This is a genomic window from Streptomyces sp. NPDC059010, assembly GCF_042740355.1.
Taxonomy (GTDB): Bacteria; Actinomycetota; Actinomycetes; order Streptomycetales; family Streptomycetaceae; genus Streptomyces.
The window spans coordinates 15,395-27,869 of sequence record NZ_JBHYJA010000008.1 but is presented as its reverse complement, the minus strand read 5'-3'; the positions used below and the strand labels follow the sequence as shown (position 1 = coordinate 27,869).

Genomic DNA, 12,475 nt, shown 5'->3' with positions numbered 1-12,475 from the left:
TTTTTTTGGTGCGCGCCCCCTCCGCTTGCGGCGCGGTGGGTGTCCGCCCGGGGGGGGGGGGGGGGGCGCGGGGGGGGGCCCCCCCCCCGCCCCCCCCCCCGCGGCAGGTCGGGTCGGGGTGGGTGACGCCGGGGTGGGCCAGGCCGGGACTCAGGACGGCGACGGGTGTGCGGCCACGCGCAGCGGCCGGGTCTCCGGTCGCACACGCTCGCGCGGGACTCCGTCCAGGCCGCCCCGTTTCAGGTCGTCGTGCTGTTCCAGGTCGGCCCACCAGTCGGCGCCGTCCTCCAGGTAGCGCAGGAGGATGCCCTCGCGCAGGGCCCAGGGGCAGATCATGAGGGTCTTCACACCGCTGAGTTTCATCGCGGTGTGCCCGACGATCGCCCCGGCGAGGCTCTGCCGGGCCCGGGGGTCGGAGATGCCGGGCAGTCCGGAGCGCTCGTCGGCGGGCAGCGTGGCCAGCCGGTCGATCGAGCAGCGCAGGTCGCGGCGGCGCAGGACCCGTTCGATGAACGGCCCGTGCCGCCCCGGAGCCGCGCCGCACAACCGCGCCAGCTGCTGGAACGTCCGTGACGTGGCGACGGCGGTGTGCGGGTGCTCCCAGCGGATGCGGGCGGAGACGTCGCGCAGTTGGTGGCGCACCTTGCGGCGCAGGGCGCTCATGTGGTCCGGCGTCGGCGGGTCCGCCGTATCGAAGAACTCGTTGGTGAGCCGGTTGGCGCCGAGCGGCAGGGAGGCCGCGAACTCCGGTGTCCTGCCCCGGCCGAAGGCCACTTCGAGGGAGCCGCCGCCGATGTCGAAGAGGGCCAGCGGGCCGGAGCGCCAGCCCATCCAGCGCCGGGCGCCCAGGAAGGTCAGCCGGGCCTCCGCCTCGCCCGGCAGCACCCGCAGGCGCAGCCCGGTGCGGCTGTGCACGGCCCGCAGGACGTCCATCCGGTCGGGCGCGTCGCGCACCACGGCCGTCGCGAACGCCAGCGGTTCCGGCGCGTCCCACTGCCCGGCCATCGCGGTCGCCGCGCTCAACGCCTTGACCAGGCGCTCCGTCGCGATGTCCCCGAGGCAGCCGTCGCTGTCGACGTGCTCGGAAAGTCGCAGCTTCCACTTGGCGGTGTGCACCGGAAGGGGGATCCCGTCCCCCACGTCGCACACGGCCAGTCGGACAGTATTGGACCCGATGTCGAGCACGCTGATTCTCACAGGCCCCGGTGTACCCGTCGCGGGGCGCTTGATACGTCGGCGACGGAACGCACAGGTGAGGACGGTGCCGAGGGAGGGATTCCGCTTTCTGTCCGCCCTTGGGCGCGCAGTGCCGTGCCGCCCGCGCGCCAGGCACCGAGCAGCCTGGCCGCCAGCCGGTCCTCCAGGTGGCCGGTCGCGCGGATCCCGAAGACCACGTCGGCCTCCAGCCACGGTTCGTCCGCCAGCAGCCCGCCGACCACGTCATGCCGTACGACCTGCTCGTGCACCGCGTCCGCCTCCACGTGCTCGGCGTAGAACCGTACGGCCGCCGGACCCGCCCCCACCCGGCGCAGTGCCTCGGCGAGGCGGCGCGAGGCCGGGGAGGAGGTCACCTCCACGGCGGCGAAGTGCCCGACGAGCGCCGCACGCAGCGCACGGTGCAGACCGAGCAGGGACATCAGGTTGACGGTGGCCAGCACCTCGCCGGGCGCCGCGTCGACGTAGTGTCCGTACGCCGGGTCCAGCCCCAGATCCGCCATCAGATCGGCGTACAACTGGGCGTGGATCTCGTCGGCCCGGCCCGCCCCGAACTCGTCGAACTCCACGGCCACCATGGCCGCCTTGGCCCGCCCGCGCAGCCGGGGCAGGACCCAGGCGTGCGGGTCCGCCTCCTTGAGGTGGTACAGCGACCGCAACGCGACGTACTCCCGCAGTTGGCCGAGGCCGCCTTCGTCGTGCAGGAAGTGCGAGACGCCGCCGGAGCCGTCTACCGGTTCGACCTGGAGCTCGTCCAGCGCCCGCCGCGCCGTGTCGTCGGGGCCGCCGACCGGCACGTCCTCGCGCAGCGCGCCCAGGAAGCGGCCCTCGATCTCGGAGCGCAGGGCCAGCAGCCCGCTGTCCCACTCCAGGTCGTCGGGTACGCCCTCGAAGCCCTGGTAGTGCAGCTCGTAGAGGATGTAGAGGGCGAGGTGGAGGTCGTCGCCGTACGGCGAACAGCGCGCCGGGGACGGGGGGTTCCCGGGGGCCGGCCGCTGCCGCAGCAGGGCCGTCACGGCGGTGGAGAGCGCACCGCGCGGCTCGGGCAGCGGTGGTGACCGGTGCCGCGACTGCTGCCGGGGGCGGGAGTGGTTCGGATGGCCGGAGCGGTTCATACGGCCCCGCTCTCGCCGGGCCGCCCCTCGCGGCACCGGCGCCGGTGACTGGTGTCGCACCAAGGGAAGATACGGCTTCGGCGGCAGGTGCAGACGGCCACGGTGAAGCGCCGCGAGACCGTCACCTCGCCGTCGTCGCCCACCACTTCGACCGGTCCCTCGACGAGCAGGGGCCCGTCGCGCTGGACGCGGATCCGGAGCGGGGCGCGGTGGCGGATCGGGTAGGGGCGTTCAGACGGGTTCGGCACGGATCACCACCAGCTCCTCCGTCGTACCGTCGGCCGTCAGCCCCTGTGCGCGCAGCCAGCCGAGCCGGGAACGCAGCACGGTGCCGAAGGGCAGCCGGGTCCGGTCGACGATCCGGGCGCGCAGACCGGCCTCCGTCAGGCGGCTGAGCGTGGCGCCGATGCCGCACAGGTGCGAGTGCACGATCAGCAGGGTTCCCGTCGGCCGCAGCAACGCCGGCGCGGTGTCGCAGATACGGTCGATCAGCAGGCGCCCGTCGGTTCCGGCGTCCCAGGCCCGGGCGCGGCCCCGGGGCGGCTCTGGGGCGGGCACGTAGGGCGGGTTGGCGATCACCAGGTCGAAGCGCCGGCCGGGCACGGCCGCCGTCAGGTCACCGTGGCGTACGCGCAGAATCTGGCCGTTGAGCAGGGCGTTCAGCCAGGCGGTGGCGATTGCCCGCCATGAGATGTCGACGGCGGTGACGTGTCCGCCGAGGCGGGCCGCCTCCACCGCGAGGACGCCGCTCCCGGTCCCCAGGTCCAGCACGTCCGTCTCCGCCGTGACCCCCTCGCGCCGCATCGCCCGACCCAGCAGCCGGGTGTCGGTCTGCGGCGGGTAGACGCCCGGGGCGACCCAGCAGCGGAGCCGGGACGCGGCGGGGAGGGCCTCGACTGTCATGGGCGCTCTTCCTCGGTCGGCCGGTCCTCGGCCGGTCAGTCCTCGCCCCGCACGATGTTCCCGTCGGCGCCGGTGTGGGCAGAGGCCGGAGAACTCCTGTCCGCCACGGCGGCGACACAGGTACGGATGGGCTTGCTGGGCAGGTGACGGGACTTCGTCCAACCGGTCCTGGAGACCTTCAGGACGTTCCTTTCCGTGGTCCGCGCGGTCACGACGCTTCAACTTCTCTCTGATTCCCGGGGAGCCGGGCTTCGCGGGCGGCGGAACCCGGCTCCCGATGACGTGCCGACCGGGTTCCCCGGGCCGTTGCGCGGAAACGGCGCGGTCTTTCACATCTGGATTCCCGGGTACCCGGCGCCCCGCATCCGCACGGCGGACAACCGACCAGGAGGTAACCAATGAGCACGGTCAAGGACACGGTCGACGTCGAGGTCCCGCTCCGCCGGGCCTACGACCAGTGGACCCAGTTCGAGGACTTCCCGAACTTCATGGAAGGCGTCGACGAGGTCAGGCAGCTCGACGACCGGCACAACCACTGGACCACCAGCATCGGCGGGGTGCGGCGCGAGTTCGACACGGAGATCGTCGACCAGCTGGCGGACGACCGGATCACCTGGCGGACCATCGGCGGGGACACCCGGCAGCGCGGCTCGGTCCGCTTCGAGCGGCTGGACGCCTCGCACACCCGGGTGGAGCTCACGATGGACGTCGAGCCGACCGGCGTCGCCGAGAAGGGCGCGGACGCGCTGGGCGTGATCGACCGGCGGGTGAAGGGGGACCTGCGCCGGTTCAAGGACTACGTCGAGAGCGGCGGCGGCACCGGCGGCTGGCGCGGCCGCATCCGTCCGCAGGACCCGGGCACGAGCCTCTGACAGCCGGTCCGCACCGGAGCGAGAACACGGAGGTCGCCGATGCGAGCCGAGGTGGACCGGATCGCCGAGCCCTGGGGCGAGCGCACCCCGTACGGCCCCCACGAGCGCTGGCCGGCCCGGGTCGACTCGTTCCTGGCGCCGGGCGTCACGGCCGACGCGGTGCAGCGCTGGGTGCCGACGGCGTCGCTGCTGCATTCGAACGGGGATGCGATGGACCTCGCCGTCGCCGACGGGCGGATCGTCGGGGTGCGCGGCCGTGCGCGGGACCGGGTGAACCGGGGCCGGCTCGGGCCGAAGGACCTGTTCGGCTGGCAGGCGAACCACTCCCGGGACCGGCTCACCACCCCGCTCGTCCGCAGGGCGGGGCACCTGGTGGCCTGCGACTGGGAGACGGCGATGGCCGAAGTGGCCGGCCGGACCCGGCAGTTGCTGCACCAACACGGGCCCGGCTCGCTCGGCTTCTACACCAGTGGCCAGCTCTTCCTGGAGGAGTACTACACCCTGGCGGTGATCGCCCGGGCCGGGCTCGGCACCAGCCACCTGGACGGCAACACCCGGCTGTGCACGGCGACCGCCGCCGAGGCCCTGAAGGAGACCTTCGGCTGCGACGGCCAGCCCGCCTCCTACACGGACGTCGACCACGCCGATGTCATCGCCCTGTTCGGGCACAACATGGCCGAGACCCAGCCGGTGCTGTGGATGCGGGTGCTGGACCGGCTGGCGGGCGGTGACCCGCCGCGGCTGCTGTGCGTGGACCCGCGCCCCACCCAGCCCGCCCGGCACGCGACCGTCCACCTCGCCCCCCGCGCGGGGACGAACGTGGCCCTGCTGAACGCCCTGCTGCACGAGATCATCCGCACCGGCCGGACCGACCGCGACTTCATCGACGTACACACCGTGGGCTTCGCCCGACTCGCCGAGCGCGTCGCCGACTGGACCCCGGCCAGGGCGGCCCGCATCTGTGATGTGCCGGCGGCCCGGATCGGCGAAGCGGCCGAACTCCTCGGCGGCGCCCGGCGGCTGCTGTCCACCGTGCTCCAGGGCGTCTACCAGTCCCACCAGGCCACCGCGGCCGCCTGCCAGGTCAACAACCTCCAGCTGATCCGCGGCATGCTGGGCCGCCCCGGCTGCGGGGTGCTGCAGATGAACGGTCAGCCCACCGCCCAGAACACCCGCGAGTGCGGCGCCGACGGCGATCTGCCGGGGTTCCGGAACTGGGCGAACGACGCCCACGTCGCCGATCTCGCACGCGTGTGGAACGTCGAGCCGTCCCGCATCCCCCACGACGCCCCGCCCACCCCGGCGATGCAGATCTTCCGGCACGCCGAGCAGGGCTCGATCCACATGCTGTGGATATCCGGCACCAACCCGGCGGTCTCCCTGCCCGAACTGGACCGCATCCGCGACATCCTCCGCCGGGAAGGCCTGTTCACGGTCGTGCAGGACCTGTACCTCACCGAGACCGCCCAGTTGGCGGACGTCGTCCTGCCCGCCGCGACCTGGGGCGAGAAGACCGGCACGTTCACCAACGCCGACCGCACCGTCCACCTCTCCGAGAAGGCCGTCGAGCCGCCCGGCGACGCCCGCCCCGACCTGGACATCCTGCTCGACTACGCCCGCTGGATGGACTTCCGCGACAAGGACGACCGCCCGCTCGTCGGCTGGCACGACGCCGAGTCGGCGTTCGAGGCGTGGAAGGAGTGCAGCCGCGGCCGGCCCTGCGACTACACGGGCCTGTCCTACGACCGGTTGCGCGGCGGTGACGGCATCCAGTGGCCCTGCACCGAGAAGGCGCCCGGCGGCACGGAACGCCTCTACACCGACGGCCCCGCCTGGGCCGCCCCCGACGTCTGCGAGACCTACGGCAAGGACCTGGTCACGGGCGAGCCCGTGTCCGAGACCGAGTACCGGGCGCTCAACCCGGACGGCAGGGCGGTCCTGAAGTCGGCCGAGTACGTGCCGCCCCGCGAGCCGACGGACCACGAGTACCCCTTGCAGCTGAACACGGGCCGCACCCTGTACCACTTCCACACCCGGACCAAGACCGGCCGCACCCCGCAACTGAACGCCGCCGCCCCCGAGATGTGGGTCGAACTCTCGGCCCGGGAGGCGCGGCGGCACGGTGTGGCCGAGGGCGACCTGGTCGAGGTCGCCAGCCCGCGCGGCTCGGTGCGTGGCCGGCTGCGGATCACGGGCATCCGCGACGGCATGGTGTTCCTGCCGTTCCACTACGGCTACTGGGACACTCCCGAGGGCGACCACCCCGGCAAGGACGGCGGCCGGGCGGCGAACGAGACCACGGTCACCGACTGGGACCCGGTCTCCAAGCAGCCGCTGTTCAAGACCGCCGCCGCCCGCCTCACCCTCGTCGAGCGGGCCGACGGGGCCACCTCCCCGGCCCCGACCACCACGGCCTCCGCACCGGCCGACCCCCGCGCCGCCCCGCCCACCACGGGCGGCCCCTCGGCCATGGCCCACCAGAGCGCCGTGCCTGCGGACGGGGAGCGGCCGTCAGGTCGTATGAGCCGATGGTGAGTTAGGCGGTACTTCGGCCTGGGGGGATCGTTGGGACGGGCGTGACAGAGAAGAGCGTCCTCGTGACGACCCCGGTCGGCCCTCCTGGCCATCCCGTCGGCCGTCCCGCCCCCGCCGGACGGACGAGTCGGCTGCGGTTCGTGCTGGCTCTCGCGCCCCTGCTCCTCGGTGCCTCCGCCCTGCTGGCCGGGAGCGCCGCGGGGGCGGTGTCCGTGGCGTTCGCGGGGGAGGTGCCGGTCACGGTGCATGCCGCGCGGGTGTCGGGGGCCGGGGTGTCGGCCTCGCCGGGTGCCTCGGGGCGGGGCGGGCTGCTGCCCGCGCTGGCCACGCGGCTGGAGCGGGCCACCGTGGAGGACGCCTGCGTGACCTCCACCGCCCGACTGCCGGTCATCGGCGCGGTGACGGCCGTCGTACGCATCGAACGGGCCTCCGCCACCGGCCTCACCGTGGAGGCGGGCAAGGCCACCGCCCGCACGGTGAAGCTGTCCGGCGCGACCTTCGACACCCCGCGGGTGTCCCTGGAGCGGCCCACGGGCCTGTTCACCGTCGGCGCCGCGAAGGTCAGCGGCACCGGGGTCACCACCCAGCCGCACGCCTTCACGGCCGGGACGATCACGGCACGGGACGTCGTCATCGACCTGCGCCGCAGCGCGGGCGGCTGCGAGCCGGGAGCGGGCCGATGACCACGGCGATCGGGCGCGGTCGGTGGATCGCGTGGACCGGGTGGGCCGCGACTCGGGCCGGGCGGTCCGGGTGGCGGGGTTGGCGTCGGGGGCGCCCGTTCGCGGCGGGGCTGTTGCTGGGGCTCGGTGGGCTGGAGCTGATCTGCGTGTCCTGGGCGGGGCTCGGGTTTCTGCGGTTCACCGGTACGGCGGGTGCCGCCTCGTGGGCGCTGGGTGCCCTGTTCGTCGTCGCCGGTGTGACGATCTGGCACAACCCGGCCCTGCGCTACTTCTCCGGCGTCCTGGCCGCCGTCATGTCCCTGGTCAGCCTGGTCGCCGCCAACCTCGGCGGGCTGCTCCTCGGCTTCCTGCTCACCGCCGTCGGCAGCGCCCTGGCCCTGGCGTGGGTTCCCCAAGTCCGCTCAGAACACGCCGAGATGGCGGCGCGCCGGTAGCTGGAGCACGGCCTCATGCCACTACCCGGCCGGAAACGGGGCCGAAGGCCCCGCGCCGGCCCGGCGGTTGTCAGGTGAGCGCCCGCTGGTACTTCTCCGTCACCTTGCCGTCGACGAAGTAGAAGCGGGCGTTCGGCGGGAACAGGCCCGTGGAGGCGGTGCAGTAGAAGTAGTACTTGTGGCCGGTCGTCGCGGGCCAGTTGGGGTACGAGTCGCTTTGCAGGACGCACGAGTCCTTGGAGACGTTCGACCAGACCTGCGCCTCGGTCATGCCGACCGTCACCTTGTTGTACTTGGCCAGCGTCATGGATGGCGTCTTCGGCGTGAACAGGAGCTCGTGCCGCTTGCCGATCAGCTTGTCGGCCGAGTTGAACCAGAAGTCGCCGTACGGCACGTAGTCGCCCGACGCGGTCATGCACAGGATGGAGGAGCCGTCGTCCTCGCACCAGCCCTTCCCGTCGCCGGGCTTGGTCTTCCCGACGTCGAGCATCTCGTAGATCTCGGCCCGCGACATACCGAACTTGACCGCGGTGTACTTCTCGGCCGTGAAGCTGAACTCCTCGTCCGCCGCCCCCGCGTTGGCGGCCGTACCGAGGATCGTCGCCGCGGTGACCGCGGCCAGCGCGAGCGCGGAGCGCCATGTCTTCGTCATTCGGTCCATCCCCTCTTCGTCTGTCCCGCCAGGTGGTCCCGTCGGGACGCATCAGGACGCACGACCATGCTCACCGGCCGCGCTCTTCGGGGGATCTCGGATCGCTCCGCGCCATCAGCGGAACACCACCGCGTCAACGCGTCAGGACAGGGCCCGGGTGACGGCCACCGGACGCAGGTGCCGAGGGGAGAGCACCCTTGAGCCGGACGCCGCCGCCCTCGACAGTTCCCTGGCCGCCGCCGGCTGGACCGAGGCCGCGAGGCGGGCGGGGTTGGCGACGAGAGGGGTGTCCAGGTCGTCGTGGTGGGTGGGGATGAGGAGCGGCGGGTTGCCCACCGCTGTGAGCAGGCGCTCGACGTAGCGGTGGATCGCCGCGTGTGAACTCATGGGGACCAGTACGACGTCGGGGCAGATGCCGGCCAGTTCGCGTTCCACGAAGTTGCTCGCGCCCATCAGGAGGATGGACGGGCCGTCGTCGACGGAGACCAGGTAGGCGAGGGTTTCCCCCTCGACCAGGTCGCCCAGCACCGCCGGCCGTCGCGGTGGCGTCAGCCTGCGGCCGGGGGCGAAGCAGCCGTGGTCGGCGAGCTGGCTGTGCAGGCTGCGGAAGACCTCCACCGTGTAGCCGTCGAACTGCAGGTACTCGCCGCCCCTGACCTGGATGACGTCGTCCATACGGGACCGCGGTGCGCCCATGGCGGTGAGCAGGTACCGGACCGTCTCGTCGCAGACGGTCCGGATCCGGGCCTGCCGCCACGCCGGACGGGCCACGAGCTGCGGCACGTCCGCCACATGGTCGAAGTGGCCGTGGCTGAGAAGGACCAGCTCGGGGGCACCGGCGAGGTGTTGGGCCGCCACCCGCTCCACCATGTCCCGGTCGGGCCGCAGTGGGAGCGTCGGGTCGAGCCGGCCGCCGCGGTCCCGGCACGGCATCCGGCTCAGGTAGGGGTCGAAGAGGATGCTGCGGTTGCGGCCGATGACGATCTCCCAGCCGGCGACGCCGAGCCAGCGCAGCTGCACCGGGGTGGTGTACGGCCCCGCGCGCCCGGCCAGGGGTCTCGCGGCGAGGACTCCGGGTTCGGCTGCCGCACCCGATGCCGCGAGGACTCCTTTGAGGACCGTACGTCGCCCGGCCATGTTCCACCCACCCGCACTTGCCGTACGTGCCGCCACCGCGGCCGTGACTACCTTGAGCGATGGCGACCTTACGGTAGGTGGCGGTGCTGGTGGCGCTTTTGAGTCAGCGGCGCTCGGGGTGGCCCACCTGCAGCAGTCGTTCGTCCTGGCGCAGTATGGCCTGCAGCGTGTTGGTCATGCGGGCGCCGGGGTTGATGCCGATCTGCTCGCGCAGGATCTTCTTCGCCTGGTGGTAGACCTGGATCGCGTCGGCCTGGCGGCCCTCGGCGTAGTACGCCTTCATGAGGCTGGTGTAGAGGTCCTCGCGCAGCGGGGCGTGGCCGACCAGCTCGGACAGCCGGCTGATCGCCTCGGTGTAGTGGCCGAGCCCGATGTCGATCAGGGCACGCAGTTCGACGGCGGTGTTCCGCTCCTCCTCCAGCGCCTCCGCCTTCAGCCGCAGCCTGCTGGAGGTGACGTCGACGAAGGCCGGTCCCTTCCACAGGGCGAGCGCGGTGTTGAGGCGGTCGGAGGCCTCCCGGTGCTTGCCCAGGGCGTACTCGTCGCGGGCCTTGCGGACGCCGTCGCGGAAGACGAACAGGTCGACGGCGTGCGGCGGCACCCGCAGCTCGTAGCCGCCGTCGTGCGAGCCGAGGGTGTCGCGGGGGAGCCCCGCCTGTTCCAGGACCCTGCGGATCATCCAGGCGGAGGTCTGCAGCTGGCTCGACACGGTCAGCGGCGGCTCGCCGTCCCAGGAGTCCTCGCTGATCCGCTCCTTGGAGATGACGTGTCCGATCTGCAGGGCCAGGGAGGTGAGGAAACGCCGTTGGCGCTGCCCCGGTATGGGTATCGACTCGGTTTCCTTGACCAGGGCCAACGGGCCGAGGAGTCTGATCGTGACGTCGTTCCAGGTGCTCATGACGGATTCCCCCTACTGTCCTTGGACCGCGCCCTCGCCCGCGGGAGTGGGCGGGCTCGGGGGCGGCTCCGATGGCAACTGCTGGTGCTGTCGCGCCTGTCACTTCATGCGGGAGCCCTGGCGATGGCGCAGGGTCCGGCTACGGAAGTCGGATGTGACGGCGGTCGCGGAACCGCCGTCGGACATGGGGGCACAGTCGCCGCCGAAGTGTGGCCGTGGGCCGGTGTCCGTCGTACCGGACGACCGGCCCGTTCGCCGGGCAGAGCTCGTCGGCATCCTCACTTCGGCATTCTCACAGCGGAAGTTCCCCCCGTACCGCTGATCAGCCCGGAACGTCAGAAGGCATCTCTCACCCCGTCAGGTTCTTCAGGAACTTCGCCGCCACGGGTCCGGCGTCCGAGCCGCCGGAGCCGCCGTCCTCCAACATGACCGACCAGGCGAGGTTCTGGTCCTGCTGGTAGCCGATCATCCAGGCGTGGGTGCGCGGCGGGGTCTCGGTGCCGAATTCGGCGGTGCCCGTCTTGGCGTGCGGCTCGCCGGGGATGCCCTTGAGGGCCCGGCCGGCGCCGTCGGTCACGGTCGCGCGCATCATGGCGCGCAGCGACTCCCAGACGTTCGAGTCCAGCTTGGCCGGTGCCTCGTACCGCTTCTTCACCGCGTCGGGCACCAGCACGGGCTGCTTGAAGGTGCCCGCCTTCACCGTCGCCGCCAGCGAGGCCATCACCAGGGGCGAGGCCTGGACCCTGGCCTGTCCGATGGTGGACGCGGCCTTGTCGTTGTCGCTGGTGGAGGCCGGGACACTGCCGTCGTACGTCACCGCGCCCACGTCCCAGGTGCCGCCGATACCGAAGGCCTCGGCGGTGTCGTGCAGGGTGGACTCGCCCAGCTTGGCGCGGGAGTTGACGAAGAAGGTGTTGCAGGAGTGGGCGAAGCTGTCCCGGAAGGTGGAGCCGGCGGGGAGTACGAACTGGTCCTGGTTCTCGAAGCGCTGGCCGTCGACGTTGGCGAACTTCGGGCAGTTCGCGGGATCCGACGGTGACATGCCCTGCTTCAGCAGCGCGGCGGCGGTCACCACCTTGAAGGTCGAGCCGGGCGGATAACGGCCTTCCAGCGCGCGGTTCATGCCCGAGGGCATGTTCGCGGCGGCCAGGATGTTTCCGTTGGTGGGGTCGATGGCGACGATCGCCGCATTCTTCTTCACGCCCTCCAGAGCCGTGGCCGCGGCTTCCTGGACCTTCGGGTCGATGGTCGTGCGCACCGGCTTGCCCTTGCCCGCTTCGGTACCGGTGAGTTTCTTCACCACCTGGCCGGACTGCCGGTCCACGATCACGACGGATTTCGTCGCGGCCGAGCCACCGGAGAGCTGTTTGTCATAGCGAGCCTGGAGGCCCGACGTGCCTTTGCCGGTCTTCTCGTCCACCATGCCGACGAGGGACGCGGACTGGAGATCGTCGCCGTTCGCGTCGAGGATCGCGGCGCGGTCCCGGGAATCCAGGGCGAGGGTCTGGCCCGGCACCATCGCCGGGTGAATCATCTCCGTGTGGAACTCGACCTTCCACTTTCCGGCTTTCTCGATGACCTTCGCCTTCGAGTCCCACGAGTAGTCGCCCGCGCCCGGGAGGGCCATCTTCACGGTAAACGGAACCTCGACTTCTCCTTCCGTTTTCTTGTCGCCGGTGCCCGCCTTGATTTGGGTCCTGGAGGGCTCCAGGTTCGTCATCACGGACTTGATCAGGGACTCGGCGTTGTCCGGGGTGTCCGTCGAGGTGCCGGCCCGCTTGGCGTCGCCCGCCTCCCAGGCGGTGAAGAAGCTCTCCAGCTCCTTCGTCGCCTCCGCCACCTGGGGGTCTTCCGATCCCGACCCGCCGGCCAGGGCGGTGTATCCCCAGTAGCCGGCGCCCGCGACCACGGCCAGTGCGGCACACGTCGCTACGACAGTCCGGCCGGTGGAGCGGCGGCGGGGCGGCGGATAGCCGCCTTGGGTGCGGGAATGCGTCATGGCCCCCAGGTTATGTGTCGTTGCTCTTTCTT

At 72.1% G+C, this 12,475-nt stretch carries 13 protein-coding genes; 4 read left to right on the top strand and 9 right to left on the bottom strand.

Going from position 1 to position 12,475, the window contains the following annotated elements; translation table 11 throughout:
• Window positions 1–150 precede the first annotated feature (150 nt).
• From ACFWYS_RS10155 to ACFWYS_RS10135, 5 genes are read right to left on the bottom strand one after another with little or no spacing between them, the layout of a single operon-like run.
• On the bottom strand, window positions 151–1,197 hold the full coding sequence (locus ACFWYS_RS10155) for a Ppx/GppA family phosphatase (RefSeq protein WP_384765565.1): 1,047 nt from the start codon (window positions 1,195–1,197) through the stop codon (window positions 151–153).
• Window positions 1,194–2,330: an iron-containing redox enzyme family protein gene (locus ACFWYS_RS10150; protein WP_384765563.1), complete on the bottom strand. Its 1,137-nt coding sequence runs from the start codon at window positions 2,328–2,330 to the stop codon at window positions 1,194–1,196. The genes ACFWYS_RS10155 and ACFWYS_RS10150 overlap by 4 nt, the downstream gene beginning before the upstream one ends.
• Window positions 2,327–2,578 (bottom strand): CDGSH iron-sulfur domain-containing protein, encoded by a 252-nt coding sequence (locus ACFWYS_RS10145; protein ID WP_384765562.1) that lies wholly within the window; start codon window positions 2,576–2,578, stop codon window positions 2,327–2,329. Before ACFWYS_RS10145 ends, ACFWYS_RS10150 begins: the two co-directional genes overlap by 4 nt.
• On the bottom strand, window positions 2,562–3,233 hold the full coding sequence (locus ACFWYS_RS10140; protein WP_384765560.1) for a HemK2/MTQ2 family protein methyltransferase: 672 nt from the start codon (window positions 3,231–3,233) through the stop codon (window positions 2,562–2,564). Before ACFWYS_RS10140 ends, ACFWYS_RS10145 begins: the two co-directional genes overlap by 17 nt.
• A gap of 35 nt (window positions 3,234–3,268) precedes the next feature.
• Window positions 3,269–3,445, bottom strand: coding sequence for a hypothetical protein (locus ACFWYS_RS10135; protein ID WP_384765558.1), 177 nt, complete (start codon window positions 3,443–3,445; stop codon window positions 3,269–3,271).
• A 186-nt stretch (window positions 3,446–3,631) separates the two neighbouring features.
• Between ACFWYS_RS10135 and ACFWYS_RS10130 the strand changes: the two genes are divergently transcribed.
• The 4 genes from ACFWYS_RS10130 to ACFWYS_RS10115 are packed head-to-tail and all read left to right on the top strand — an operon-like array spanning window position 3,632 to window position 7,757.
• Window positions 3,632–4,105, top strand: a complete 474-nt coding sequence (locus ACFWYS_RS10130; RefSeq protein ID WP_384765556.1) for an SRPBCC family protein — start codon at window positions 3,632–3,634, stop codon at window positions 4,103–4,105.
• A 39-nt stretch (window positions 4,106–4,144) separates the two neighbouring features.
• Window positions 4,145–6,640, top strand: a complete 2,496-nt coding sequence (locus ACFWYS_RS10125) for a molybdopterin oxidoreductase family protein (protein ID WP_384765554.1) — start codon at window positions 4,145–4,147, stop codon at window positions 6,638–6,640.
• A 41-nt stretch (window positions 6,641–6,681) separates the two neighbouring features.
• Complete coding sequence (locus ACFWYS_RS10120) at window positions 6,682–7,323, top strand: DUF6230 family protein (protein WP_384765553.1); 642 nt, start codon at window positions 6,682–6,684, stop codon at window positions 7,321–7,323.
• On the top strand, window positions 7,320–7,757 hold the full coding sequence (locus ACFWYS_RS10115; RefSeq protein WP_384765551.1) for a DUF6114 domain-containing protein: 438 nt from the start codon (window positions 7,320–7,322) through the stop codon (window positions 7,755–7,757). The genes ACFWYS_RS10120 and ACFWYS_RS10115 overlap by 4 nt, the downstream gene beginning before the upstream one ends.
• Window positions 7,758–7,827: 70 nt before the next feature.
• Here the strand turns inward: ACFWYS_RS10115 and ACFWYS_RS10110 are convergent, their stop codons facing one another.
• From ACFWYS_RS10110 to ACFWYS_RS10095, 4 genes are all read right to left on the bottom strand, one after another.
• On the bottom strand, window positions 7,828–8,409 hold the full coding sequence (locus ACFWYS_RS10110; RefSeq protein ID WP_384765550.1) for a BLIP family protein: 582 nt from the start codon (window positions 8,407–8,409) through the stop codon (window positions 7,828–7,830).
• Between the two features lie 141 nt (window positions 8,410–8,550).
• Window positions 8,551–9,546: an MBL fold metallo-hydrolase gene (locus ACFWYS_RS10105; protein ID WP_384765549.1), complete on the bottom strand. Its 996-nt coding sequence runs from the start codon at window positions 9,544–9,546 to the stop codon at window positions 8,551–8,553.
• Window positions 9,547–9,649: 103 nt separating this feature from the next.
• Entirely contained in the window at window positions 9,650–10,444 is a 795-nt protein-coding gene (locus ACFWYS_RS10100; protein WP_384765547.1) for a BTAD domain-containing putative transcriptional regulator, read from the bottom strand.
• Between the two features lie 349 nt (window positions 10,445–10,793).
• The gene (locus ACFWYS_RS10095; RefSeq protein ID WP_384765545.1) at window positions 10,794–12,443 is read right to left on the bottom strand and encodes a penicillin-binding transpeptidase domain-containing protein; all 1,650 of its coding nucleotides are present in this window, start codon (window positions 12,441–12,443) and stop codon (window positions 10,794–10,796) included.
• Window positions 12,444–12,475: the final 32 nt, after the last annotated feature.